Raw genomic sequence first — 25,565 nt, forward strand, 5'->3', positions numbered from 1 at the left:
ATGTCCTCGCCATCGTCCACGTCCCTCGTCCCGCGGATCAGCCCGTCGATCCTCGCCTCCGACTTCGCCCACCTCGCGGACGAGCTGGGTCGGATCGAGACCGCGGACTGGGCGCACGTCGACGTCATGGACAACCACTTCGTGCCCAACCTCACCCTGGGGCTGCCGGTCGTGGAGGCGCTGGCCGCGGTGAGCCCGGTGCCGCTGGACTGCCACCTCATGATCGAGGACCCCGACCGCTGGGCGGCGGACTACGCCGAGGCCGGCGCGGGCTCGGTCACCTTCCACGTGGAGGCGGCGGCGGACCCGGTCGCGACGGCGCGGTCCATCCGTGCCGCCGGTGCCCGGGCCGCCGTCGCCATCAAGCCCGACACCGCGTTCGCGCCCTACGAGGAGCTGCTGGGCGAGGTGGACATGGTGCTCGTCATGACCGTGGAGCCCGGCTTCGGCGGCCAGTCCTTCATGGCCGACCAGCTCGCCAAGGTGCGCGCCGTGCGCGAGGCCGTCCGGCGCCGGGGGAGCGAGATCTGGGTGCAGGTCGACGGGGGCGTGTCCGCCGAGACCATCGGGCGCTGCGCGGAGGCGGGCGCCGACGTGTTCGTCGCCGGCTCGGCCGTCTACGGCGCCGACGACGTGCCCGCGGCGATCGCCGACCTGCGGGACCGCGCCCGGAGCCACCTCTGTGGCTGACGGGGGCCGCTGACCGTGGACACCTGGAACGACCTCTTCTACGCCGAGCTCACGGTCCTCGGCCAGAGCGTCGCCTGGCGCGAGGTGGTCGGCAACGGCTTCGGCTTCGCCTCGGCCGTGCTCGGGATGCGCCGCACCGTCTGGGCCTGGCCGGTCGGCATCATCGGCAACCTGCTGCTCTTCACCGTCTTCATGGGCGTCTGGTTCGCCAACCCGCAGGAGCACAGCCTCTTCGGCCAGGCCGCCCGCCAGGTCTTCTTCATCGCGACCAGCGTCTACGGCTGGTGGCGCTGGCAGCGCTCCCGCCGCGGTCGCGCCAAGGGTGCCCCCGCGATCACCCCGCGCTGGGCCACGCGGGCCGAGCGGACGGCATACCTGCTGGGCGCGGCGCTGCTCGTCGTGCTCGCCCAGGGGGTCTTCGCGCAGGTGGGCGCCGGCTGGCCGGCCCCCCGCTGGTACTACTGGACCGACGCGTGGATCTTCGTCGGGTCGATGCTGGCGACCTACGCCATGGCCCGCGGCTGGGTCGACTTCTGGCTGGTCTGGATCGCGGTCGACCTCGTCGGGGTCCCGTTGCTGTGGCACTCCGGCTACTACCCGTCCGCGGTCATGTATGCGGTGTACGGAGGGCTCGTCCTGTGGGGGTTCGTCGTCTGGCGGGCCGCCGCCCGGGACGAGGCACCACAGGAGGCGGTCACCGGGGGCGGCCCGCCCCCCGAGCGGCAGGAGGTGCCGTCGTGAGCGCCCAGCAGGACCCCTACGCCCCCTTCCGCCCGGTCACCGGCGCGCGGGTCGCCCGGGCGGCCGCGATCGCCTCGGTCGTGGTCTTCGGCCTCATCGCCGTGCTCGGCCCGTCCTACGCCGGCTCGGGCGCCGCGATGTCGGTGCTGAACCGTGCCTTCATCGCCGGTTTCGGGCTGGCCATGGGCGCCTTCCTGTGGCGGTACGCCCTCATCCGCGCGGTGCCGAGCCCCTCCGGCCTGCTCGTCGTGAACCTGGTCCAGCGCCACCAGCTGGACTGGGCGCAGGTGGTCAATGTCGGCTTCTCCGGCGGCTCGCCCTGGGTCGTGCTGGAGCTCGACGACACCGACGAGCTGGCCGTCATGGCGATCCAGCGTGCGGACGGCGCCCGGGCCCGGCGGGAGGCGGCCCGGCTGGCCGCGCTCGTCGAGCACCACCACCGCTGAGAGCTGGTCCGGTCGCGGTTCCCCGGTCGTCGACCTCGGCTCAGCCGGTGGGGTCGATCTCGTCGCGGGTGGGGGGGACGCGGCGCCGGGCCTCCTGCACCGTCATGCCGGAGAGCACGAGCAGGTCGACGACCGTGGAGCGCACCTGGGCCCGCAGCACCTCGGCCGACAGGCCGGCCCGGGAGTGGCCCCAGGTCGACTGCCGGGCCAGGTGCACCAGGTCCTCCTGAGCCGCACCGAGCGGCGCGCGGCGGGCGAGCTGCTCCTGCAGCACGGCGGCCGCCTCGGCCAGACCCTCCACCATGTCGGTGTAGGAGTCGGGCACGAACTCCCGGTTGCCCACGGCCGACTCGGCCCGGCGCGCCAGCACCCGGACGTTGCGGATGGCCAGGTCCAGGGGCTGCAGCAGCCCCTGGATCTCGAGCACCTCCGCGCGGTGCGCTCCGGAGAGCAGGGGGGCCAGTCGGGCCGCCGCGGCCGCCTCCGCCGTCGCGTCCTGCAGCGCCTTCATCTCGGCCGAGAGGCCGCGGGCCGTCGCCAGGGCCCGGGTGGCCCGGCCCTCGTCCCGGTTGCGCAGGGCCTGCGCGGTGTCGGTGAGGACCTCCGCCAGGTGGCCCACCAGGGCGATGATGCGCTCCCGGGGTCGCTGCGTGGTGGAGCGGACGGGCGCCAGCATGGCGATGGTGAGGGCGACGGCCCCGCCCACCGCCGCGTCCAGCCACCGGCTGAACGCCTCGCCGTCGCCCGCGACGAGGGTGGTGATGATGACCCCCTGGATGCCGGCCTGCATCATGAGCAGCTGGCCCGCCCCGGCCAGGACCGCCAGCGACATGGCCACGACGCAGACCGCGAAGATCTGCCACAGGCCGGTGCCGAAGGCGTGCACGAAGACGTCACCGATGGCGACCCCGATGGCGACGCCGACGGTGAGCTCGGCGATGCGGCGCACCCTGTCCCCGTAGGTGATACCCAGGCAGACCATCGCGGTGATGGGGGCGAAGAAGGGCAGCGGGTGCCCCAGCAGGTCGTGCGCGATGAACCAGGCGAGGACCGCGCCGGTGGCGGCCTGCAGGATGAGCCAGGCCCGGGCCCGCAGACGCCGGAGGCGGGTGCGGGTGGCGCTGGTGCTGATCTCCTCGCGCAGCGGGTCCAGCACGACGTGGCCCGCGGCGCGGGCGTGCTCGCGGGCACTGCTCATGGGTCCAGTGTGACCGAACCCGGGCCCGGGCGCCCGCGCTCGGCGGTCAGGCGCTGCGCCGGTGCCGGGCGAGGGCGTCCAGGTCCCGCTCCGCCCCCTCCGCCTCGACCCGCGCGACCCGCTCGCGCCCGAAGGCGTGCAGCAGCAGCTCCAGCGGGGCCCCGGTGAGGACCACCGATCCGGTGCCCTCGGGGGGCCGCCGCAGCGGCACCCGCCCGTGCCCCGGTGCGACGGCGACGACACCGCAGGGCGCCGAGCGGTAGAGCAGGCGGCCGGTGCCGCGCAAGGTCCCCCACAGCTGCTCCTGGGTCGCGGCGGGCAGCGGGGTCGGCTCCCAGCCCGGCTGCGCCCGGGCCATGTCCTCGAGGTGGATGCTGAGCTCGGCGGTGTTGACCGCACGGTCGACGGCCCGCAGCCGGGTCGGCCACCAGGGTGCAGGGCCGCCGCGCACCGTCTCGACGAGCTCGTCGAAGGGTCGCCCGGCGGCCCGGTCCTGCAGCCGCTGGGTGTGCCGCTGCAGGGCCGGCACCGGCAGACCGACGCCGGGGAGCGCGTCGACCCGCGACTCGCGGACCACGAGGTGGCCGAGCAGGTCCCGGACCGTCCACGGGTCGCACAGGGTGGGGGCGTCCGGGCCGAGCCGGGTGGCGGTGGTCGCGACCAGGTCGCGCAGGACGTCGGGGGAGTGCGGCATACCTGTCATCGAACCACGGGAAGGTCTGTCGGGCACGCGTGGTTGGATGGGTGAGTTCACTCCCTTCCCCCCTCTCCCAGGAGGCCCCTTCTCCATGTCCGCCACTGCCTCCAGCGCGCCGGTGCCCCGTCCTGTCGCGGACCGAGCCGTGCTGCGCCGGGGCCTGCGGGTCATCTGGGGCGGGATGGTCGCCCAGAAGCGCCCGGTGGGCGTCGCGGTGGTGGGCTCGGTGCTGTGGGCCGGGGCGACGGTGGCCACCGCCGGGGCCATCGGCTGGCTGACCTCCGAGGTGGTCGAGCCCGCGGTCGGCGCGCGGCGGATCGAGGCGGCGGGCCTGTGGACGATCTTCGGGGTGCTCGTGGCGGTGCTCGTGGTGAACGTCACCGGGGTCATCCTGCGCCGGGTCTACGCCACCGTCGCCGGGTTCAACCTGCAGGCCGACTACCGCCAGCGGGTGACCCGCCAGTACCTCCGGCTGCCGCTGTCGTGGCACCACGCCCACCCCTCCGGGCAGCTGCTGTCCAACGCGCACGCGGACGTGGAGGCCACCTGGCAGGTCTTCAACCCGTTGCCGATGGCGATCGGCGTCATCTTCATGCTCGTCATCGCGGGCACGATGATGGTGCTCGTCGACCCGCTGCTGGCGATCCTGGGTCTGCTCGTCTTCCCGGGTCTGTTCGCCGCCAACCTGGTCTTCCAGCGGGTCATGTCGCCGCGGATCACCCGGGCCCAGCAGCTGCGCGCCGAGGTCGCCGAGGTCGCGCACGAGTCCTTCGAGGCCGGGCTGGTCGTCAAGGCCATGGGCCGGGAGGACCAGGAGACCGAGCGCTTCCGCGCCAAGACCTACGAGCTGCGGGACGCGCTCATCCTCGTCGGCCGCACCCGCGGGGTGTTCGAGCCGGTCATCGAGGCGATCCCCACGCTGGGCACGCTCGCCGTGCTGGGGGTCGGCACCTGGCAGGTGTCCCGGGGCGAGCTGGACGCCGCGGAGGTCGTGCAGATGGCCTACCTCTTCTCCATCCTGGCCTTCCCGGTCCGCGCGCTGGGCTGGGTGCTGGCGGAGATCCCGCGCTCGGTCGTGGGGCACGACCGGGTGCAGCACGTCCTGCAGGCCGAGGGGGGTATGGCGTACGGCACCTCGGCGCTGCCCCGGCGCGCCCCCGCCTCCTCGCGTCTCGCGGGGGTCACCTACGCCCACGCGGGGGAGGAGCGCCCGACGATCCGCGGCGTCACCCTCGACATCCCCTCGGGTGGCACGGTGGCCCTCGTCGGCCCGACCGGGTCGGGCAAGAGCACCCTGGCCAACCTCACCCTGCGGCTCGTCGACGCCGACAGCGGGTCGGTCCGCCTCGACGGCGTCGAGGCCCGGGAGCTCGCCCGGGGCCAGCTGCCGGCCAGCGCCGCGCTGGTCGCCCAGCAGACCTTCATGTTCGACGACACGGTCCGCGGCAACATCACGCTGGGTGCGGACGCCGAGGACGCCGAGGTGTGGGAGTCGCTGCGGATCGCCCAGGCCGACGACTTCGTGCGGTCCCTGCCCGCGGGCCTCGACACCGTCATCGGCGAGCGCGGGGGCAGCCTGTCCGGCGGGCAGCGGCAGCGCATCGCGCTCGCCCGGGCCATCTGGCGCCGGCCGCGGCTGCTGGTGCTGGACGACGCCACCAGCGCCGTCGACCCGTCCGTGGAGCAGGCCATCCTGGCCGGGCTGCGGGAGGCGCGCGGCGGCATGACCGTCCTGGTCGTCGCCTACCGGCTGGCGACCATCCTGCTCGCCGACGAGGTCGTCTACGTGGAGCACGGCGCCGTCGTGGACCAGGGGTCGCACGAGCTGCTGCTGGGCCGGTGCCGGGGCTACGTCGACCTGGTCCAGGCGTACTCGAGGGAGGCGGCCGAGCGGGCCGCCGTGACACGGCAGGAGGAGCCGTCATGAGCACGGCCGCGGCGAGGGAGTCCAGCCGGATCGACGCGCAGTCCGAGCTCGGCGTCGGGGCGACGCTGCGCCGGGGGTTCCAGCTGTCGCCGGAGCTCAAGGTCGGCCTGTGGCTGACCGTCGCGCTGGCCCTGGTCGCGACCGTGGGGCGGGTGGTCATCCCCTTCGTCGTGCAACAGGCCACCGACAACGGCATCCAGGCCGAGGGCGGGCCCGACGTCGGCTTCGTGCTCACCGCGATCGCCGCCGCCGCCGGCGTGGTCGTCGTCACCTCGCTGGCGCAGTTTGCCGTCAACGTCCGCCTCTTCCGCTCGGCCGAGTCGGGGCTGGCCACGCTGCGGCTCAAGGCCTTCCGCCACATCCACGACCTGTCGGTGCTGACCCAGAGCACCGAGCGACGGGGCGCGCTGGTCTCCCGCGTGACCAGCGACGTCGACACCATCTCCATGTTCGTGCAGTTCGGCGGGCTCATGCTGCTCGTCAGCTCGGCGCAGATCGTGCTGGCCACGATCCTCATGGTCGCCTACAGCCCCGTCCTGGCCGGGGTCGTCTACCTCTGCCTGCTCCCGTTGATGCTGCTGGTGCGCCGTCTGCAGCCGGTGCTGGGCCGTGCCTACGGCACCGTGCGGGAGCGGGTCGGCGACCTGCTGGGCGCCATCAGCGAGGCGATCGTCGGCGCCACGACCATCCGCGCCTACGGGGTCGAGGACCGCACCGCGACCCGCATCGACGGGGCGATCGAGGCGCACCGCCGGTCGGCGATCCGGGCGCAGGTGCGCTCGGTCCTGGCCTTCGTCTCGGGGCAGACCTTCGCCGGCGTGACCACCGCGGTCGTGCTCGTCGTGGGCACCGTGCTGGCGGCCCGGGGCGACCTGACGCTCGGCCAGCTGCTCGCCTTCCTCTTCCTCGTCAACCTCTTCACCCAGCCGGTGCTCATGGCCACCGAGATCTTCACCGAGATGCAGAACGCCGTGGCCGGCTGGCGGCGCGTCATCGGCGTCATCGACACCCCGGCCGACGTCTCCGACCCGGGTGCCGACGGCGTCGTCCTCGACCGGGGGCCCATCACCATCGACTTCGACGGGGTGTGGTTCTCCTACCCCGGTGGGGAGCCGGTCCTGCGGGACGTCGACCTGCGCATCGAGCCGCACACCCGGGTCGCCGTCGTCGGCCAGACGGGCTCCGGCAAGACGACCCTGGCCAAGCTGCTGACGCGGCTGATGGACCCCAGCGACGGCGTGGTGCGGCTCGACGGCACCGACCTGCGCGACGTGAGCTTCGCCAGCCTGCGCCAACGGGTCGTGCTCGTCCCGCAGGAGGGCTTCCTCTTCGACGCCGACCTGGCCGACAACATCCGGTTCGCCCGCCCGGAGGCCACCGACGAGGAACTGCGCCTCGCGGTCACCGAGCTCGGGCTCGACGCGTGGGTCGAGGGGCTGCCGCACGGCCTGGCGACCCAGGTCGGCCAGCGGGGCGAGTCGCTGTCGGCGGGGGAGCGCCAGCTGGTGGCCATCGCCCGCGCCTATCTCGCCGACCCCGACCTGCTGGTGCTCGACGAGGCGACCAGCGCCGTCGACCCGGCCACCGAGGTGCGGGTGCAGCGAGCCCTGGAGGGGCTGACCACCGGCCGGACCTCGGTGGCCATCGCCCACCGCCTCTCGACCGCGGAGGCGGCCGACCTCGTGGTCGTGGTGGACGCCGGGCGCATCGTCGAGCTCGGACCGCACCGGGAGCTCGTCGGGCAGGACGGCGTCTACGCCCGGATGCACCGGTCGTGGGCCGCGCAGCAGAGCACGGGCTGAGCGGCGTCGACGTGGCCGCGTCGGGCAGCCGTCGGGCGAGAGGCCGTCCCTCACCCGAGCGCCGTGGGCGCACCGCGGTGGTCGTCCTGCTCGGTGCCAGCACCGGCCTCCTGGCGTCCGGGCAGCCCTGGTCGGTCCGGGCCGGGGTGGACCCGGCCGGGGTGGCCACCCGCGAGACCTGGACCGGGCAGGAGCTGGCGCCCTCCGTGGCGGCCGTCCTGCTGGTCGTGGCCGTGGCCACGCTCGCCGGCGTGGCGTGGCCCGGCCGGCCCGGGACGGTCGGGCGGGTGCTGGCGGGGGTGTCGGCCGCCATGGCCCTGGGTCTGACGGTGACGGCCCGCCCGCCGGACCCGACCTCCTGGTGGTGGGTCGGCCTCGGCGGCGCCGTGGTGGCCTGCGGCGGCGCCCTCACCCTGCTGCTGCCCGCCCGACGGGGCCGCCGGGTGACCGGCGCCCGCCGCGCGCGCCCGGGGCGGACGGCATACCCGTCGGTCGACCCGCACGAACGGGCCCGACGGACCGACAAGGCGTCCTGGTCCGCGCTCTCGCGGGGCGAGGACCCGACGGCCGCGCCTGGTCGGCCGGTGGACGGGACGGCTGGCACAATGGGCCCCGAGGGTCAGGACGACCCGCCCCACCGCTGAGTCGAGGAGCACAGCCACATGCACGAGGACAGCCACGGTCACAGCGTCGCCGCCTGGGTGGGCGTCGGCATCATGCTGCTCGCCAGCGTCATCGGCAGCTGGGGCGTCGTGTTCTCCCCGGACTGGCTCCTCTACGTCGGCCTCGCCCTCGGGGTGGTCGGCGCGCTCGCGTGGTACCTCCTGGACCGCTTCGGCATGGGCGACCCGCACCAGCACGCCACCGAGCACTGACCCTCCCCGTCCTGGGGCGTCCGGGGCGGCGACTACGCTGGAGGCGTGTCCACCGTGCTCGAGGAGATCGTCCGCGGGGTCCGCGAGGACCTCGACCACCGTCGCCTGTCCACGCCCCTGGAGGAGCTGCAGGAGCGTGCCCGGCGCGCCCCGACCTGCCGTGACGCCTGGGCCGCGCTGACCGGGCCGGGCACCCACGTCATCGCCGAGGTCAAGCGCAGCAGCCCGTCGAAGGGGGCGCTCGCGGCGATCGCCGAGCCGGCCTCGCTCGCCGCCGACTACGAGGCCGGCGGCGCGAGCGTCGTCAGCGTCCTCACCGAGGGCCGTCGCTTCGGTGGCTCGCTGGCCGACCTGGACGCCGTACGTGCCGCGGTCGACATCCCCGTGCTGCGCAAGGACTTCGTCGTCGACCCCTACCAGGTGTGGGAGGCCCGGGCGCACGGGGCGGACCTCGTCCTGCTCATCGTCGCCGCGCTGCCGCAGGAGGTGCTGGTCGGGCTCCTCGAGCGCACCGAGGCGCTGGGGATGCAGGCGCTGGTGGAGGTGCACGACGAGCCCGAGCTGGAGCGCGCCCTCGTTGCGGGGGCCCGGGTCATCGGGGTCAACAACCGCAACCTCAAGACCCTCGAGGTCGACCGCGACACCTTCTCCCGGCTCGCCCCCGCCATCCCCGCCGACCGCGTGGCGGTCGCGGAGTCCGGGGTCAGGGGGCCGCTCGACGTCGTCGAGCTCGCGGAGGCCGGGGCCCAGGCCGTGCTCGTGGGGGAGGCGCTGGTCACCGACGGCGCCCCGAGGGAGGCGGTCGCCCGCATGGTGGCGGCCGGATCGCACCCGGCGCTGCACGCCGGCGCCGGCTCAAGGGCAGGAGGACGTCGATGACCGCGACACCCCGCACCACCACCGACCGGTTCGGTGACTTCGGCGGGCGCTACGTGCCGGAGGCCCTCGTCGCGGCCCTGGACGAGCTGGACGCCGCCCGGACCGAGGCCATGGCCGACCCCGACTTCCGGGCCGAGCTGGACCGCCTGCAGCGCGACTACACCGGGCGACCCAGCCCGCTCACCGAGGTGCCGCGCTTCGCCGCGCACGCGGGGGGCCCGCGGATCTTCCTCAAGCGCGAGGACCTCAACCACACCGGCTCCCACAAGATCAACAACGTCCTGGGCCAGGCGCTGCTCGCGGTGCGGATGGGCAAGCGCCGTGTCATCGCCGAGACGGGGGCCGGCCAGCACGGCGTGGCGACGGCCACCGCAGCGGCCCTGCTCGGTCTGGAGTGCACCGTCTACATGGGCCAGGTCGACACCGAGCGCCAGGCCCTCAACGTCGCCCGCATGCGGCTGCTCGGCGCCGAGGTGGTGGCCGTCCCCACGGGCAGCGGCACCCTCAAGGACGCCATCAACGAGGCCATGCGCGACTGGGTGACGAACGTCGGTCACACCCACTACCTGCTCGGCACCGTGACCGGGCCGCACCCGTTCCCCACCATGGTGCGCGACTTCCACGCCGTCATCGGGCAGGAGGCCCGCAAGCAGCTGGACGACGTGGTCGGCGGCCTGCCGGACGCGGTGTGTGCCTGCGTGGGCGGCGGGTCCAACGCGATCGGCATCTTCCACGCCTTCCGCGACGAGCCGTCGGTGGCCCTGTGGGGCTTCGAGGCGGGTGGCGACGGCATCGAGTCGGGCCGCCACGCCGCACGGTTCTCCGGCGGCCAGCCGGGCGTGCTGCACGGCGCCTCGACCTACGTGCTCCAGGACGCCGACGGGCAGACCCTCGAGACCCACTCGGTGTCGGCCGGTCTCGACTATCCGTCCATCGGCCCCGAGCACGCCTTCCTCCACGACAGCGGGCTCGCGCGCTACGCCCCGGTCACCGACGACGAGGCCATGGAGGCCTTCCGGCTGCTCTGCCGCACCGAGGGCATCATCCCGGCCATCGAGAGCGCGCACGCGCTCGCGGGTGCGCTGCGGATCGGTCCCGAGCTCGGCGAGGGCACGGTGCTGCTCGTCAACCTGTCCGGCCGCGGTGACAAGGACGTCGACACCGCCGCCCGGTGGTTCGGCCTCGTCGACGACGAGGGGCAGGCGCGGGTGGACGGCGAGGCCGGACCCGGCGACGCGGACGCGGACCACGAGCAGGGGCCGGACGCATGAGCGTCCTGGACGACGTCTTCACCCGCTGCGGTGAGGAAGGGCGCTCCGCCCTGGTCGGCTACCTCCCGGCCGGCTACCCCGACCTCCCGACCTCGCTCGAGGCGGTCCGCACCCTCGCGAGGGCCGGGGCGGACGTCATCGAGGTCGGGGTGCCCTACACCGACCCGCTCATGGACGGCCCCGTCCTCGAGCGCGCGGCCAGCACCGCGCTGCGGGCCGGCTTCCGGCTGAAGGACGTCTTCACCGTCGTCGAGGCCGCCCGGGACGCCGGGGCGGTGCCGGTCGTCATGACCTACTGGAACCCCGTGCTGCGGTACGGCGTGGACCGGTTCGCCCAGGACCTCGCCGACGCCGGCGGTGCCGGGCTCATCACCCCCGACCTCATCCCCGACGAGGCCGGGGCCTGGCGCTCGGCGGCCGAGGAGCGTGGGCTGGCGCCCGTCTTCCTCGTCGCACCCAGCTCCACCGACGACCGCCTGCGGTCGACCACCCAGGCCTGCCGCGGCTTCGTCTACGTCGCCTCGACCATGGGGGTCACCGGGGTGCGTGCCTCGGTCGGGTCGGACGCCGAACGGTTGGTGGAGCGCACCCGCGCCGTGACCGACCTGCCGCTGTGCGTCGGACTGGGGGTCAGCACCGGCGCCCAGGCGGCGCAGGTCGCCGCCTTCGCCGACGGCGTCATCGTCGGCTCGGCGCTCGTCCGGGCGCTCGGCGGCGAGGACGGCCTGAAGGACCTCGAGCACCTCACCCACCAGCTGGCGGAGGGGGTCCGCGGGGTATGACCGTGGCGCCCGCCGCGCCCGCCACCGGCTCGCGGTCCCGCCGGACCGACGCACTCGACGCCGCCGGCCTCGTGCTGCGCGTCGGTCTCGCCGGGGTCCTGGGCTACGCCGGGTGGACCAAGGTCGTCGACCTCACCGGGTCGGTCCAGAACGTCCTCGCCTACCAGCTGTTCGGCTACGAGGTCTCCCGCGCCGTGGGGATCCTGCTGCCGGTCGTGGAGCTCGCGCTGGCCGCGCTGCTCCTCCTCGGCCTGCTCACCCGGGCCGCCGCGGCGGCCACCGCGGTGCTCATGCTGGTCTTCGTCGCCGGCATCATCTCCGCCTGGGCACGGGGCCTCAGCATCGACTGCGGCTGCTTCGGCACCGGGGGCCAGGTCGCCCCCGAGGAGACGAGGTACCTCGCCGAGATCCTGCGCGACGCGGGCTTCCTCGCCGTGGCGCTCTGGCTGTCCGTCCGGCCGCGCTCCCTGCTGTCCGTCGACCACCACCTCCAGCGAAGGACCTGACATGCCCCGTCCACCCGCTCCCACCGTCACCCCCGTCCCGGCAGGGGGACCCTCGACGGCGCTCGTCGCCGGGGTGGTGCTGCTCGTGGTCGCCCTCGTCGGGGGTCTGGTGCTGTGGGCGGTGTCCCGCGGCGGAGGGCTCGACGGCGAGGGCAGCGCCAACGCGCTGCCGGAGGGCGGCGGGGTCCACGTCGGCGCCGAGCCGTCCGCGGACGTGCCGCAGGTGCACGTCTACGAGGACTTCCAGTGCCCGTTCTGCGGCGTGCTCGAGGAGTCGGTCGGCGACGAGCTGGCCCAGCGGGCGCAGGCCGGGGAGATCGGGCTCACCGTGACGATGATGTCCTTCCTCGACGGCTCGCTGCGCAACGACTCCTCGCACCGGGCGGCCAACGCCGCCCTGTGCGCCGACGACGAGGGGGCGTTCCTGGGCTACCACTCCGCCGTCTTCGCTGGTCAGCCCGCGCAGGAGGGGCAGGGGTGGACCGACGAGCAGCTGCTCGCCTTCGGCTCCGAGGCCGGTCTGGACGGGGCCGGGCTCGAGTCGTTCACCGCGTGCGTGCAGGGCGACGCCTACGGCGACTACGTCGAGGCCATGCAGGAGCGGGCCAACCGCGACGGGGTCACCGGGACACCCCGGCTGCTCGTGGACGGGGAGCAGGTCGACGAGGACCAGATGCGCGCCCTCATGACCGGCCCGGAGGCGCTCGAGGACATCCTGGGTCCGATGCCCTGACCCGGCGGCAGGTGATGCACGAGCGGAGCTCCTCGCCCACTAGGGTGGAGGTCATGCGTCGCGCCAAGATCGTCTGCACCCTCGGCCCCGCCACCGACTCCTACGAGCAGATCGAAGCGCTCGTGACCGCCGGTATGGACGTGGCCCGGCTGAACCTCTCGCACGGCTCCTACGAGGAGCACCACGACCGCTACATGCGGGTCCGTCAGGCCAGTGACGCCACCGGTCACGCGGTCGCCGTGCTCGCCGACCTCCAGGGCCCCAAGATCCGCACGGGCACCTTCGCCGACGGCCCGGTGAAGCTGTCCGCCGGCGACCGCTTCACCATCACCACCCGGACCGTCGCCGGGGACCGCGACGTGGTGGGCACGACCTACCCCGGCCTGGCCGGGGACGTCCGCGCGGGGGACGACCTGCTGATCGACGACGGCAAGGTGCTCCTGCGGGCCACCGAGGTCACCAACACCGACGTGGTCTGCGAGGTCGTCGTCGGTGGCGCGGTCTCCAACAACAAGGGCATCAACCTGCCCGGCACGGCAGTCAGCGTGCCCGCGATGTCGGACAAGGACGAGGAGGACCTGCGCTGGGCCCTGCGCAGCGGCGTCGACTTCATCGCGCTGTCGTTCGTCCGCTCCGGCAGCGACATCGAGGGCGTCCACCGGATCATGGACGAGGAGGGGCGCCGGCTGCCGGTGATCGCCAAGATCGAGAAGCCGCAGGCGGTCGACAACCTCGCGGGCATCGTCGACGCCTTCGACGGCATCATGGTCGCCCGCGGCGACCTGGGGGTCGAGCTGCCCCTGGAGCAGGTGCCGCTGGTGCAGAAGGACGCGATCCAGCTGTGCCGGGAGAAGGCCAAGCCGGTCATCGTCGCGACGCAGGTGCTGGAGTCCATGGTGGACAACCCCCGGCCGACCCGCGCCGAGGCCAGCGACTGCGCCAACGCGGTCCTGGACGGCGCCGACGCGATCATGCTCTCCGGCGAGACCTCGGTGGGGGCCTGGCCGATCCGCGCGGTCGAGACCATGGCCAGCATCATCTCCAGCACCGAGGAGCACGGGCTGCACCGCATCGCGCCCATCGTGCGCAAGCCGAAGACCCCCGGTGGTGCCGTGACCCGCGCGGCCATCTCGCTCGCCGACGCGCTGGGCGACCAGGTGAAGTTCCTCGTGACCTTCACCCAGAGCGGCGACACGACCACCCGTATGGCCCGGGTCCGTCCCGGGACGCCGATGCTCGCCTTCACCACCGAGCAGGCCACCCGCTCACGGCTGGCGCTCACCTGGGGGGTCGAGACCTTCCTCGTGCCGTTCGTGTGGCACACCGACCAGATGGTCAAGCAGGTGGAGGAGACCCTGCTGCGCGAGCGGCGGTGCGAGGAGGGCGACGTGGTCGTCATCGTGGCCGGGTCGCCCCCCGGGGTCTCCGGCACCACCAACGCCCTGCGGATGCACCGCGTCGGTGACGCCATCCTCGGCCAGGCCCCGGCCTACACCCGGGACCCGGAGGTCTGAGGGCCGGCCGAGCCGGTAGACTGACGCCGTCCCCGGTGCGGCCTGGCCCCGTACCGGCACGCCCGCCGGGGTGGTGGAACGGCAGACACGGAGCACTCAAAATGCTCTGCCCGCGAGGGCGTGCGGGTTCGAGTCCCGCTCCCGGCACCAGGTCCCGCGCCGGTGAGGTGCCGATGCGGGTGGACGCGACGAGAGGCTGAGCGTGAGCGAGACGACACCGCAGGACCCGCAGGCAGCACCCGCCGAGCCGGGCGGGCCCGCGGCACAGGACCCGGGCACGACGGGGTCGGCCGCGGCGGGTGTCGACCCCGACACCGGCACGTCGGGTGCTGACCCGGGGCGGGAGAGCGGTCTGCGGATCCTGCTCGCCGAGGACGAGGCGCTCATCCGCATGGACCTCGCCGAGATGCTCACCGACGCCGGCCACACCATCGTCGGCCAGGCCGCCGACGGCGAGCAGGCGGTCGCGCAGACCCAGGAGACCACGCCCGACCTCGTGGTCATGGACATCAAGATGCCCGGGATGGACGGCATCACCGCCGCGGAGCAGATCGGCCGCGAGGGGCTGGCGCCGGTCGTCATGCTGACCGCCTTCAGCGACAAGAACCTCGTCGAGCGAGCCCGCGACGCCGGCGTCATGTCCTACGTCGTCAAGCCGTTCAGCGCCGCCGACGTGCTGCCGGCCATCGACATCGCCCGGGCCCGCTGGGCGGAGCGCAAGGCGCTGGAGGCCGAGGTCGCCGACCTGGGAGAGCGGTTCGAGACGCGCAAGCAGGTCGACCGCGCCAAGGGTCTGCTCATGGCCCAGCTCAAGCTGAGCGAGGCGGACGCCTTCCGGTGGATCCAGAAGGCGGCGATGGACCGGCGGCTGTCCATGCGCGAGGTCGCCGAGGCGGTCATCTCCGGTATGCCCGCGGGCAAGAAGGGCTGAGCCTCACCGCAGCGCGGCGAGCACCGTCACGAGCAGCGGGGCCACCGCCAGGGCCGGCAGCAGGTCACCCACCGGGACCTGCCGGACCGAGAGCAACCGCAGCGCGATGCCCAGCAGGAGCACCCCGCCGACGGCGGTGAGGGCGGCGACCTGCGCCTCGGAGACCACGGCTCCGAGCGCATACCCGGTGACCGTCAGCGCTCCCTGCACCACGGCGACGGAGACCGCGGAGAGCAGCACACCCACCCCGAAGGTGGACGCGAAGGCGAGGGCGGCGAAGAAGTCGAGCGCCGACTTGAGCACCAGCTGGTCGATGCCGCGGCCCAGGCCGTCGGACAACGCCCCCAGGATGGTGAGCGGGCCGACGCAGAAGAGCAGCGAGGCCGACAACCAGCCCTCGACGAAGCGCTCCCGGGCCGCCGACCCGGTTCCCCCGGCGCGCTGCACCAGACGTTGGATCCGCCCGGCCAGCGCCTCCAGCCGCTCCTCGATGCGCAGCAGCGACCCGATCACCCCGCCGAGCACGACGCTGCCGAGCACGACCAGCACGGGAGCACCGGTCCCGACGGCGGCCGCGAGCTCGGGGCTGGTGACCTCCAGCGCCGACAGCAGGGCGACCACCACCGTGACCAGGCCGAGGCAGTCGGTGACCACGGCGCGCACGCGCGCGGGCAGCCGGTGGCCCGCGACGATCCCCAGCCCGGCACCGAGGAGCACGGCGACGACGTTGACGACGGTGCCGGCCCCCGGGAAGAGTCCCTCCATGGGCCGACAGGCTACGTCGTGCCGGGTCGGTCCCGGAGTGCGCAGGTCAGCCGGGCGGTGCAGACGCGTCGGCCGCGGTCGTCGGTGATGGCGATGTCGTAGCTCGCGACCGTGCGCCCGAGGGAGAGCGGCGTGGCCACCGCGGTGACCTCGCCCTCCCGGACGGGCCGGTGGTGGGTCGCGCTGAGGTCCACGCCGACGGCGATCCGCCCCTCGCCGGCGTGCATCGCCGCGGCGACCGAGCCGACGGTCTCCGCCAGCGCCGCGGACGCACCGCCGTGGAGCAGGCCGTAGGGCTGGGTGTTGCCCGCCACCGGCATCGTCGCGACGGTGCGCTCGGGGGAAGCCTCCACGAGCCGCATGCCGAGGCGGGCGGCCAGCGCGCCGCGGGTGTCGTCGTCGTGGGCGGCCGGGGGAGAGGGGCTCGGGGTGGTGTTGTCGGTCATGGGACATAGGCTGCCACCGTGAGTCGCTTGCTGCTGCTGGACGGACATTCGCTGGCCTACCGCGCCTTCTTCGCGCTGCCCGTGGAGAACTTCTCCACGAGCACCGGGCAGAGCACCAACGCGGTCTACGGCTTCACCTCGATGCTCATCAACGTGCTGCGCGACGAGGCGCCGACCCACCTCGCGGTCGCCTTCGACGTGTCCCGGCAGACCTTCCGGACGCAGGAGTACGCCGAGTACAAGGCGGGGCGCTCGGCGACCCCGAGCGAGTTCGTGGGGCAGGTCGACCTCATCAAGCAGGTGCTCGACGCCCTGCGCATCACCCACGTCGAGGTCGACGGCTACGAGGCCGACGACATCATCGCCACCCTCACCGGGCAGGCCCGCGCCCAGGGCATGGAGGTGCTCATCCTCTCGGGCGACCGCGACGCCTTCCAGCTCGTCGACGACAGGACGCTGCTGCTCTACCCGGTCCGGGGGGTCTCCGAGACCTGGCGGATGACCCCCGAGAAGGTCGAGGAGAAGTACGGCGTGCGCCCCGAGCGCTACAGCGACCTCGCCGCCATGGTGGGGGAGAGCTCGGACAACCTTCCCGGGGTCCCGGGGGTCGGCCCCAAGACCGCGGCGAAGTGGCTGGCCGCGCACGGCGACCTGTCGGGCATCGTCAGCGCCGCCGACCAGCTCACGGGCAAGGCCGGTCAGGCCCTGCGCGACCACCTGGACCAGGTGCTGCGCAACCGCCGGCTCAACCAGCTCGTGGGCGACGTGCCCCTCGAGGTCGGCGTCGAGGACCTGCAGGCCAGGGGGTGGGACCGCGAGGAGGTGCACCGCGTCTTCGACGGGCTCGAGTTCCGCGTCCTGAGGGACCGGCTCTTCAGCACCCTGGAGTCGGCCGAGACCGAGGCCGAGGACGGCATCGAGGTCGCCGGGACGCTCCTCGAACCCGGTGCGGTCGCCGCCTGGCTGGAGGAGCACGCGACGCAGGGACGCGTGGCCCTGGTCGTCGACGCCGAGCCGCGGACCGCGGCCGGTCCCGGGGAGGCCACCGGGCTCGCCCTCGCCGGCGCCGAGGACGCGGCATACCTCCCCCTCGCCGGGATGGAGCCGGAGGACGAGGGTGCGCTCGTGGCCTGGCTGGCGGACGGGTCCCGGCCCAAGGCGCTGCACGGGGGCAAGGAGCAGGTCGCCTCGCTCGAGGCGGTCGGGCTGCCCGTGGAAGGTGTGGTGAGCGACACCGCCCTGGCCGCCTACCTCGCCCGCCCGGACCAGCGGTCCTACGACCTGGCCGACCTGGCGCTGCGCTACCTGCGCCGCGAGCTGCGCCTCGACGCCGGCGACGCCTCGTCGGCGGCGTCGCAGGGGGAGCTGGACCTGGGTCTGGACGACGGCGACCAGGACGCCCGGGGTGCCGCGGCGCGCTCGGCCATGGTGCACGCCCGGGCCGTGCACGACCTGGCCGACGCCCTCGACGAGGAGCTGGCCGACGAGCAGGAGCGGCACCTGCTGCGCGAGGTGGAGCTGCCCCTCGTGGGGGTGCTCCGTCGCATGGAGCGCGCCGGCATCGCCGTGGACGTGGACGCGTTGGAGGCCCTGGAGCGGGAGTTCGCCGACGGGGTGGCGCAGGCCCAGCAGGACGCCTGGACGGCGATCGACGACGACACCGTCAACCTCGGGTCGCCGAAACAGCTGCAGACGGTGCTCTTCGAGCGGCTCGAGTTGCCCAAGACGCGGCGGACCAAGACCGGCTACACCACCGATGCCGACGCGCTGGCCGGGCTCTACGCCCAGACCGAGCACCCGTTCCTCGAGGCGCTGCTGCGGCACCGTGACGCCACCCGGCTGCGGGTCACGGCCGAGGGGCTCATCAAGTCGGTCGCCGACGACGGGCGCATCCACACCACCTTCCAGCAGACCATCGCCGCCACCGGGCGGTTGAGCTCGACCGAGCCCAACCTGCAGAACATCCCCATCCGGACGGCCGCGGGGCGGCGCATCCGGGAGATCTTCGTGGTCGGCTCCGACGCCGCCTCCGGCACCCGCTACGCCTCGCTCATGTCGGCCGACTACAGCCAGATCGAGATGCGCATCATGGCGCACCTCTCCGGCGACGACGGTCTCATCGAGGCCTTCCGCGCGGGGGAGGACCTGCACCGGTTCGTGGGGTCCCGCGTCTTCGGGGTGGACCAGGCCGACGTCACGGCCGAGATGCGGTCCAAGGTCAAGGCGATGAGCTACGGGCTGGCCTACGGGCTGTCCGCCTTCGGGCTGTCCAAGCAGCTGGGCATCTCGACGGCCGAGGCCAAGGAGCTCATGGAGGAGTACTTCGAGCGCTTCGGCGGGGTGCGGGACTACCTGCGTGACGTCGTGGCGGAGGCCCGCCGGACCGGTTTCACCGAGACCATCCTGGGCCGTCGTCGCCACCTGCTGGATCTCAGCAGCGACAACCGTCAGCGGCGCGAGATGGCCGAGCGGATGGCGCTGAACGCGCCCATCCAGGGGTCGGCTGCCGACATCATCAAGGTGGCCATGCTGCGGACCGAGGGCGCCCTGCGCCAGGCCGGCCTGGCCTCGCGGATGCTCCTGCAGGTGCACGACGAGCTGGTGCTCGAGGTCGCGAGCGGCGAGGAGGCCCAGGTCGAGGAGCTCGTCCGGCGGGAGATGGGGGCGGCGGCCGAGCTGTCGGTGCCGCTCGACGTCAGCGTGGGGCTCGGGCACAGCTGGCACGAGGCGGCCCACTGAGGGGTCACGCCACCGGGCGCGGGCGACACCCCGGGCCGTGGCACGGGCCCTGCTAGGCAGGTGACCTGACGTGTGCTTTACTCCCGGTGTCCGCGTCGAAGGAGATCCCGTGACCGCCCGCCTGTGGGCAGCGATCGCTGCCGTCCTGCTGGGGATGCTGGTGCTCGCGGCCCCCGCCGGCGCCACCCAGCACCCCGCCCGCCTCGCGGTGCCCGCTGGCGCCTCGGAGGAGGCTGCCGAGTCGGTGCAGGGCACCGTGCGGGACCCTGACCGGGAGCCGCTGGAGGGCATCACGATCACGGTGACCCAGGACGGCGAGGAGGTCGGGTCGGCCGTCACCGACGCCGAGGGTGCCTGGGCGGTCCCGCTGCCCGGCCCGGGGTCCTACACCGTGACGCTGGACGTCGCCGGGCTGCCCGAGGGTGTGGCGCCGCGCGCCGAGGGCGGAGAGGTGCTGGACGACGTGACCGTCCGCCCCGGGGCCTCGCAGGGCGTGATCTTCCAGCTCGGGACCGGTGAGGTGGAAGAGGGCGGTGCCGGCATCCCGGTCGCCCGGGTCCTGCAGCTCGTCGTCGACGGCATCAAGTTCGGCGCCATCATCGCCATCACCGCCGTGGGTCTCTCTCTCGTGTTCGGCACCACCAAGCTCATCAACTTCGCGCACGGCGAGTTCGTCACCATCGGCGCGGTCACCGCATACTTCCTCAGCACCGCACCGGGGAACCTGCCGATCGTCCTGGCCGCCGTCCTGGCCATGGCGGTCGGGGGAGCGGTCGCGGGTGGCGTCGAGGTCGGTCTGTGGCGGCCGCTGCGGCGCCGGGGGGCGGGGCTGATCCAGATGTTTATCGTCGCGATCGGGCTGTCCCTGCTGCTGCGGCACCTGGTGCTCATCGTCTTCGGGTCACGGCGCCAGCAGTACGACGAGTACTCGCTGCAGACCGCGTGGACCCTCGGCCCGGTGCGGATCACCCCGCGCGACCTCGTCATCACCGTGCTGGCCTTCGCGATCATGATCGCGGTGGCCGTGATGCTGCAGCGCACCCGGATCGGGACCGCGATGCGGGCGGTCAACGACAACAAGGACCTGGCCGAGGCGTCCGGCATCGACGTCCAGCGGGTCATCCTCGTCGTCTGGGTCCTCGGGGGTGCGCTGGCCGCGATCGGTGGCGTCTTCTTCGGCCTGACCCAGGCGATCTACAGCGAGATGGGCTTCGAGCTGCTGCTGCTGATGTTCGCCGGCGTCATCCTGGGCGGTCTCGGCAGCGCCTACGGCGCCATGCTCGGGTCGCTCGTCATCGGCCTGGTCTCGCAGCTGTCCACCCTCTGGTTCCCGGCCTCGCTCGCCTACATGTGGGCACTGCTCGTCATGATCATCGTCCTCCTCGTCCGGCCACAGGGGCTCCTGGGCCGTCGCGAGCGGGTCGGCTGAGGAGAGGAACGATGGACGTCCTGGCAGTGCTCTCCGTCGCGATCCGCGGCGCACTCGGCCCCGAGGCCGCGATCTACGCCCTGGCCGCGATCGGGCTCAACATCCACTTCGGCTACACCGGCCTGCTCAACTTCGGGCAGGTGGGCTTCATGCTCGTCGGCGCCTACGGCACGGCCATCTCCGTGCTGTCCTTCGACGCCCCGCTGTGGGTCGGCGTCATCGTGGGTATGGCGTGCGCCGTCGTGCTCGCGCTCATCCTCGGCATACCGACGCTGCGGCTGCGGGGGGACTACCTCGCCATCGCGACGATCGCCGCCGCCGAGGTGCTGCGCTACGTCTACCGGTCCTCCTTCGCCGAGCCGGTCACCGGTGGGGTGTTCGGGCTCGTCCAGTTCGCCGACGGCTTGTACGCGCTCAACCCGTTCAGCGGGCCGCTCGAGCTCGGTCCGCTGCGCTTCAGCGACCGCGCGCTGTGGCTGATGACGGTCGCCTGGGGCACCACCTTCCTCGCGGCCGCGCTCGTCTGGCTGCTGGTGCACAGCCCCTGGGGGCGGGTGCTGCGGGCCGTGCGGGAGGACGAGGACGCCGCCCGGAGCCTGGGCAAGAACGTCTTCGCCTACAAGATGCAGGCCCTCGTGCTCGGCGGTGTCCTGGGTGCGCTGGCAGGGTCCCTGCTCGCGATCAACAGCCAGGCGATCACCCCCGACGCCTTCATCCCCATCATCACATTCTACCTCTGGACCATCATGATCCTCGGCGGCGCGAGCCGGGTGCTGGGCCCGATACTGGGCTCCATCGTCTTCTGGTTCCTGCTCACCTTCCTCGACGCCTTCCTCCGCAGCGCCATGTCGGCCGGGTGGATCCCCGGCACCCTGCTCGTCCCCAGCGACATCGGCGCGGTGCGCTTCGCCGCCGTCGGGCTCGGGCTGATGCTGCTCATGATGTTCCGGCCCGCCGGGCTCATCGGCAACCAGAAGGAGCTGCGTCTCGATGTCCGATGACAGCCACGAGGAGCTGCTCGCCCAGCGCGAGACCGCGCACGACGAGGAGCGTCAGCGCGAGGCGGAGCCCTCCGTCGGCGCCCGGCGCGCCGCCGCAGCACTGGCCGGGGTCGCGAACGTGCCCGGCGTCGCCAAGCCCGACCCCATCCTGGTCGCGGACGACATGTCCCGACGCTTCGGGGGGGTCACGGCGGTGGAGGTGGAGCACCTCGAGGTGCAGCGCGGCACCATCACCGCCCTCATCGGTCCCAACGGGGCCGGCAAGTCGACGTTCTTCAACCTCATCACCGGCTTCGACAAGCCGAACTCGGGGCGCTGGTCCTTCGACGGGAAGGACATCAGCGGCGCCCCCTCCTTCCGGATCGCCCGGCACGGGATGGTGCGGACCTTCCAGCTGACCAAGGCACTGACCCGGCTGACGTCGCTGGAGAACCTCATGCTGGGGGCCACCGGCCAGCGGGGGGAGCGCCTGCTCGCCTCGCTGCTGCGGCCCTCCTGGGCCCGGCAGGAGGCGGACATCCGCGCCCGGGCCGAGGAGCTCCTGGGCCGCTTCAACCTCACCCACATGCGGGACGAGTTCGCGGGCACCATGTCCGGAGGGCAGCGCAAGCTGCTGGAGATGGCCCGTGCCCTCATGGTGAAGCCGGACATGATCCTGCTGGACGAGCCCATGGCGGGAGTCAACCCGGCGCTCACCCAGTCGCTCCTCGGCCACATCGAGGCGCTGCGCGACGAGGGGATGACCATCGTCCTCGTCGAGCACGACATGGACGTCATCATGTCCATCAGCGACTGGGTGGTGTGCTTCGCGCAGGGCCAGGTCATCGCCGAGGGTCGGCCGGACGACATCCGCCGGGACACCGCCGTCATCGACGCCTACCTCGGCACCCATCGATCCCTGCAGGAGGAGGACCCGTCGTGAGCGACGAGACCAGCCCCAGCCCCGGCCAGCCGGGGCACGAGAGGGTCCTGTGGACCGAGGAGCTCGTCGCGGGCTACATCCCCGACGTCGACATCCTCCGCGGGTGCACGGTGGAGGTACGGACCGGCGAGCTGGTCGGGATCATCGGACCCAACGGGGCCGGCAAGTCCACCCTCATCAAGGCGATGTTCGGCCTGGTCCCCATCCGCTCCGGCCGGGTGCTGCTCCAGGGCGACGACATCACCGGCCGGCCGGCGCACAAGCTCGTCGCCGACGGCCTGGGCTACGTCCCGCAGAACAACAACGTCTTCCCCTCCCTCACCGTGGAGGAGAACCTGCAGATGGGTCTCTACCTGAGGCCCAAGGAGTATGCCGAGCGCTTCGGCGAGGTCAGCGACCTCTACCCCCTGCTCGCGGACCGGCGGGCGCAGCGGGCCGGTTCGCTGTCCGGCGGTGAGCGGCAGGTGGTCGCGATGGGGCGTGCGCTCATGACCGGCCCACGCGTGCTCTTCCTCGACGAGCCCTCGGCGGGGCTGTCCCCGCTCATGCAGGACTCCGTGTTCGAGGCCGTGTCCCGGATCAACGAGGCGGGGGTCTCGGTGCTCATGGTCGAGCAGAACGCCCGCCAGTGCCTCGACATCTCGGACCGCGCCTACGTGCTCGACCAGGGCCAGGACGCCTACACCGGGACGGGTGCGGAGCTGGCCCGCGACCCCAAGGTCATCGAGCTCTACCTCGGCACCCTGGCCCGTCTCGACGGCTGAGGGGCGGGGTCTCACCGGCGCCGACGGCCCCGTGCAGGGTCTGTCCCCATCGCGGGTCTCGTGGTCCCGGGGGTCGTGGCGGGCCGGGCCGGTGCGGCGGGTGGCCGGGCGCCGACGCGCCCGGCCACCACCACGCTCACTCGGCCGGGTTCGCCTCGACCGTCTCGACCGACTGCAGCTCGCCGGCGTCGTCGAACTCGTAGACCTCGATGGTGGCCGTCCCGGGCTCACCGGCGTCGGTGAAGTCCAGCGGGCCGCTGGCACCGTTGTAGTCGATGTCCTCGCCGTCCTCCAGCAGGCCCTTGCACTCCTCGAAGGAGGTGCACTCGGTGCCCTCGCTGGTGATGCCGTTCACCTCGGCCTTGAAGTCGGCCGCGTTGACCGAGCCGGCCGCCTCGGCGGCCAGGGCCATGGTCACGGCGCAGTCGTAGACCTGCGGGGCGAACTGGGTCTCCTCCAGGTCCGGGGCGTACTCCTGCAGCCTGCTGATGAAGTCCGGGTTGTCGGCCGAGGCCGGTGCCGTGCCCTTCATCCCGGCGATGACGCTCGGGTCGGACTCGTTGACGATGCTGCCCAGGTCGGCGGACCGCAGACCGTCGGCGCCGTAGACCCCGATCGAGTCCGGGGTGAGGCCGGCCTCGAACATGCCCTGGAGGATCTGGCCGCCCTCCTCGAAGGCGATGACGACGACGGCGTCCGGGTCGGCCGACTCGACGGAGGACACCACGGCGTTGAACTCACGCGCCAACGGGTCGTAGGTCTCGTTGAGCGCCACGGTCGCGCCGGCGTTCTCGAGGGCGGTCGCGGTGGCCTCGGCGAGACCCGAGCCGTAGTCGTCCGCCCGGGCGACGATCGCGACGTTGCTGTAGCCGTCGTTGACGATCGTGTTGGCCAGCACCGGGCCCTGCAGGGCGTCCGAGGGCGCCGTGCGGATATAGAGCCCGTCGTCCTCGTAGTCGGTGAAGGTGGGTGCGGTGTTCGAGCCCGAGCACTGCATGACGTTGGCCCCGGTCACCCGGTCGATGATGGCCAGGGACATGCCGGACGCCGCGGCGCCGACGATGGCGCTGGGCTGCTCGGCCAGGATGCGGTCGGCCGCCTGCTGCGCGGCCGCCTCCTGCCCCGCCTCGTCACCGGCCACCGGCTCGGGGACCTCCTGGTCCAGCACGCCGCCGGCGGCGTTGATGTCCTCGATCGCCAGCCCGAGGGCCTCGATCTGGGGCGGACCGAGGAAGGCGAGCTGCCCCGTCTCCGGGAGCACGTAGCCGAAGGTGAAGGTGTCCGAGGTGTTGCCGTCACCACCGGCGGTGTCGCCCTCGGTCTCCATGGACTCGTCCGAGGTCTCACCTCCCTCGTCCTCGTCGGCGGCGCTCTCCTCCGCGGCGGTCTCCTCGGTGTCCGTCTCGTCGGCGGCGTCGCCTCCGCAGGCGGCCAGCAGGGCCACGGCCGACAGGGCGGCCACGCTCCTCAGGTGCGTCTTCACACGCATGTGTCACCTCTCTGGTGTTCGGGGGGCATCGTTGCCCGGTCCTCGGGACCTCACCCTAGGCTGCGCGGGGGACCGAGGCGCCCATCGTCACCAAACTGTGACCTGCGGGTATACGGGCGACGGACCAGCAGCCCTCAGGCGTCCACCTCGGGCCGGTGCGTCACCAGGATCGCGGTCCCCGGCACGACCCGCCCCCGGACCGGCCCCCAGCCACCCCACACGCGCGTCGACCCCGGTGGCCATCCCGGCTCGACGAGATCCTCCAGGACCAGCCCCGCGTCGTGGACCGCGCGCACCAGCTCACCCACCGTGCGGTGGTGCTCGGTGTAGGTCGCCACCCCCTCGGCGGTCTCCTCCACGTAGGCCTCCTGCGTGAAGTAGGGGTACCGCGCCACGAGGCCCTCCTCGTCCGGAAGGTCCGGGAACACCCAGCGGAACGGGTGTGGCAGGGAGAAGACCACCCGCCCCCCGGGCCGCACGACGCGCGCCCACTCGCGCAGCACGGCGCCGGCGTCCGGGACGAACGCCAGGACGCCGTGGGCCGTCACGACCAGGTCGACGCTCTCGTCGGCGAAGGGCAGGAGCGCCCCGTCGCACTGGACGTAGCCGAGAGGACCCGGGCGGGACGACCGCTCGTCGACCCTGCAGGCCACCCGCAGCATGGCCGCGCTGAGGTCCGTGCTCACCACCCGGGCGCCCTGGCCGGCGCACCAGCGTCCTCCCTGCGCCGCGCCCCCGCCGACCTCAAGGACGTCGCGCCCCCGCAGCTCGCCCAGCAGGCCGAGGTCCTGCTCCGTCCACCCCTCCGGCCCCCACGTCAGCTCCGCGTCGCCCAGGTCGTCCCCGTGCTCGGCGTAGTAGCGGTCGGCCTCCGCGTCCCACCAGGCCCTGCCCGCCCGCACGGACTCGTCGTGGGTGGCCGGCCGACGGACCGCGCGGTCCGGGCTGGGGGAGAGGTCGGAGTCGTCCATCGGGCCAGCATGCCCGTTTTTGACCTGCCTGAGGTGCACCGATAGTC

At 73.3% G+C, this 25,565-nt stretch carries 25 protein-coding genes and 1 tRNA gene; 20 read left to right on the forward strand and 6 right to left on the reverse strand.

The window, feature by feature from the left end:
* The 3 genes from rpe to EUS26_RS10735 are packed head-to-tail and all read left to right on the forward strand — an operon-like array spanning position 1 to position 1,877.
* Complete coding sequence (gene rpe, locus EUS26_RS10725; protein WP_130013837.1) at positions 1-690, forward strand: ribulose-phosphate 3-epimerase; 690 nt, start codon at positions 1-3, stop codon at positions 688-690.
* A 15-nt stretch (positions 691-705) separates the two neighbouring features.
* Entirely contained in the window at positions 706-1,431 is a 726-nt protein-coding gene (gene pnuC / locus EUS26_RS10730; protein ID WP_130013838.1) for a nicotinamide riboside transporter PnuC, read from the forward strand.
* Positions 1,428-1,877: a PH domain-containing protein gene (locus EUS26_RS10735; RefSeq protein ID WP_130013839.1), complete on the forward strand. Its 450-nt coding sequence runs from the start codon at positions 1,428-1,430 to the stop codon at positions 1,875-1,877. The genes pnuC and EUS26_RS10735 overlap by 4 nt, the downstream gene beginning before the upstream one ends.
* 40 nt (positions 1,878-1,917) lie before the next feature.
* On the opposite strand, the gene EUS26_RS10740 is transcribed toward EUS26_RS10735, so the two are convergent.
* Both EUS26_RS10740 and EUS26_RS10745 read right to left on the reverse strand, forming a co-directional pair.
* Positions 1,918-3,075: an FUSC family protein gene (locus EUS26_RS10740; RefSeq protein WP_130013840.1), complete on the reverse strand. Its 1,158-nt coding sequence runs from the start codon at positions 3,073-3,075 to the stop codon at positions 1,918-1,920.
* A 46-nt stretch (positions 3,076-3,121) separates the two neighbouring features.
* Positions 3,122-3,769 carry a TIGR03085 family metal-binding protein gene (locus EUS26_RS10745; RefSeq protein ID WP_130013841.1) on the reverse strand — a complete coding sequence of 216 codons (648 nt, stop codon included), beginning with the start codon at positions 3,767-3,769 and terminating at the stop codon, positions 3,122-3,124.
* A 94-nt stretch (positions 3,770-3,863) separates the two neighbouring features.
* Between EUS26_RS10745 and EUS26_RS10750 the strand changes: the two genes are divergently transcribed.
* The 12 genes from EUS26_RS10750 to EUS26_RS10805 all read left to right on the forward strand — a co-directional run bounded on the left by EUS26_RS10750 (position 3,864) and on the right by EUS26_RS10805 (position 14,992).
* Positions 3,864-5,699, forward strand: coding sequence for an ABC transporter ATP-binding protein (locus tag EUS26_RS10750; protein WP_165368590.1), 1,836 nt, complete (start codon positions 3,864-3,866; stop codon positions 5,697-5,699).
* Positions 5,696-7,501 (forward strand): ABC transporter ATP-binding protein, encoded by a 1,806-nt coding sequence (locus EUS26_RS10755; RefSeq protein ID WP_130013842.1) that lies wholly within the window; start codon positions 5,696-5,698, stop codon positions 7,499-7,501. Before EUS26_RS10750 ends, EUS26_RS10755 begins: the two co-directional genes overlap by 4 nt.
* On the forward strand, positions 7,474-8,145 hold the full coding sequence (locus EUS26_RS10760; RefSeq protein WP_130013843.1) for a hypothetical protein: 672 nt from the start codon (positions 7,474-7,476) through the stop codon (positions 8,143-8,145). The genes EUS26_RS10755 and EUS26_RS10760 overlap by 28 nt, the downstream gene beginning before the upstream one ends.
* 18 nt (positions 8,146-8,163) lie before the next feature.
* Complete coding sequence (locus EUS26_RS10765) at positions 8,164-8,376, forward strand: HGxxPAAW family protein (protein WP_130013844.1); 213 nt, start codon at positions 8,164-8,166, stop codon at positions 8,374-8,376.
* A 45-nt stretch (positions 8,377-8,421) separates the two neighbouring features.
* The gene (gene trpC, locus EUS26_RS10770) at positions 8,422-9,255 is read left to right on the forward strand and encodes an indole-3-glycerol phosphate synthase TrpC (protein WP_202865119.1); all 834 of its coding nucleotides are present in this window, start codon (positions 8,422-8,424) and stop codon (positions 9,253-9,255) included.
* Entirely contained in the window at positions 9,252-10,526 is a 1,275-nt protein-coding gene (trpB, locus tag EUS26_RS10775) for a tryptophan synthase subunit beta (protein WP_130013845.1), read from the forward strand. The genes trpC and trpB overlap by 4 nt, the downstream gene beginning before the upstream one ends.
* The gene (gene trpA / locus EUS26_RS10780) at positions 10,523-11,308 is read left to right on the forward strand and encodes a tryptophan synthase subunit alpha (protein WP_130013846.1); all 786 of its coding nucleotides are present in this window, start codon (positions 10,523-10,525) and stop codon (positions 11,306-11,308) included. Before trpB ends, trpA begins: the two co-directional genes overlap by 4 nt.
* Positions 11,305-11,814: a MauE/DoxX family redox-associated membrane protein gene (locus tag EUS26_RS10785; RefSeq protein WP_130013847.1), complete on the forward strand. Its 510-nt coding sequence runs from the start codon at positions 11,305-11,307 to the stop codon at positions 11,812-11,814. Before trpA ends, EUS26_RS10785 begins: the two co-directional genes overlap by 4 nt.
* Position 11,815: 1 nt before the next feature.
* Positions 11,816-12,547 (forward strand): DsbA family protein, encoded by a 732-nt coding sequence (locus EUS26_RS10790; RefSeq protein ID WP_130013848.1) that lies wholly within the window; start codon positions 11,816-11,818, stop codon positions 12,545-12,547.
* 53 nt (positions 12,548-12,600) lie between these two features.
* Positions 12,601-14,061 carry a pyruvate kinase gene (pyk, locus tag EUS26_RS10795; protein WP_130013849.1) on the forward strand — a complete coding sequence of 487 codons (1,461 nt, stop codon included), beginning with the start codon at positions 12,601-12,603 and terminating at the stop codon, positions 14,059-14,061.
* A 64-nt stretch (positions 14,062-14,125) separates the two neighbouring features.
* Positions 14,126-14,211, forward strand: a tRNA-Leu gene (locus EUS26_RS10800).
* A 52-nt stretch (positions 14,212-14,263) separates the two neighbouring features.
* The gene (locus EUS26_RS10805) at positions 14,264-14,992 is read left to right on the forward strand and encodes an ANTAR domain-containing response regulator (protein ID WP_130013850.1); all 729 of its coding nucleotides are present in this window, start codon (positions 14,264-14,266) and stop codon (positions 14,990-14,992) included.
* Positions 14,993-14,995: 3 nt separating this feature from the next.
* Here EUS26_RS10805 and EUS26_RS10810 read toward each other — a convergent pair whose 3' ends face one another.
* Entirely contained in the window at positions 14,996-15,757 is a 762-nt protein-coding gene (locus tag EUS26_RS10810; protein WP_130013851.1) for a DUF554 domain-containing protein, read from the reverse strand.
* A gap of 11 nt (positions 15,758-15,768) precedes the next feature.
* Positions 15,769-16,203, reverse strand: a complete 435-nt coding sequence (locus tag EUS26_RS10815; protein WP_130013852.1) for a PaaI family thioesterase — start codon at positions 16,201-16,203, stop codon at positions 15,769-15,771.
* Positions 16,204-16,221: 18 nt separating this feature from the next.
* Here EUS26_RS10815 and polA point away from each other — a divergent pair, with 18 nt between their 5' ends.
* From polA to EUS26_RS10840, 5 genes are all read left to right on the forward strand, one after another.
* Positions 16,222-18,942, forward strand: a complete 2,721-nt coding sequence (gene polA, locus EUS26_RS10820) for a DNA polymerase I (protein ID WP_130013853.1) — start codon at positions 16,222-16,224, stop codon at positions 18,940-18,942.
* Positions 18,943-19,051: 109 nt separating this feature from the next.
* The gene (locus EUS26_RS10825) at positions 19,052-20,371 is read left to right on the forward strand and encodes a branched-chain amino acid ABC transporter permease (RefSeq protein WP_130013854.1); all 1,320 of its coding nucleotides are present in this window, start codon (positions 19,052-19,054) and stop codon (positions 20,369-20,371) included.
* Positions 20,372-20,382: 11 nt separating this feature from the next.
* On the forward strand, positions 20,383-21,372 hold the full coding sequence (locus EUS26_RS10830) for a branched-chain amino acid ABC transporter permease (protein ID WP_130013855.1): 990 nt from the start codon (positions 20,383-20,385) through the stop codon (positions 21,370-21,372).
* Positions 21,362-22,294 carry an ABC transporter ATP-binding protein gene (locus EUS26_RS10835; protein ID WP_202865120.1) on the forward strand — a complete coding sequence of 311 codons (933 nt, stop codon included), beginning with the start codon at positions 21,362-21,364 and terminating at the stop codon, positions 22,292-22,294. The genes EUS26_RS10830 and EUS26_RS10835 overlap by 11 nt, the downstream gene beginning before the upstream one ends.
* Before the next feature lie 47 nt (positions 22,295-22,341).
* The gene (locus EUS26_RS10840; protein WP_130013907.1) at positions 22,342-23,058 is read left to right on the forward strand and encodes an ABC transporter ATP-binding protein; all 717 of its coding nucleotides are present in this window, start codon (positions 22,342-22,344) and stop codon (positions 23,056-23,058) included.
* Between the two features lie 136 nt (positions 23,059-23,194).
* On the opposite strand, the gene EUS26_RS10845 is transcribed toward EUS26_RS10840, so the two are convergent.
* The gene (locus EUS26_RS10845; RefSeq protein ID WP_238148930.1) at positions 23,195-24,547 is read right to left on the reverse strand and encodes an ABC transporter substrate-binding protein; all 1,353 of its coding nucleotides are present in this window, start codon (positions 24,545-24,547) and stop codon (positions 23,195-23,197) included.
* A 134-nt stretch (positions 24,548-24,681) separates the two neighbouring features.
* On the reverse strand, positions 24,682-25,518 hold the full coding sequence (locus tag EUS26_RS10850) for a class I SAM-dependent methyltransferase (protein WP_130013856.1): 837 nt from the start codon (positions 25,516-25,518) through the stop codon (positions 24,682-24,684).
* Positions 25,519-25,565 lie beyond the last annotated feature (47 nt).

The sequence above is a fragment of the Serinicoccus sediminis genome, from assembly GCF_004153545.1.
GTDB lineage: Bacteria > Actinomycetota > Actinomycetes > Actinomycetales > Dermatophilaceae > Ornithinicoccus > Ornithinicoccus sediminis_A.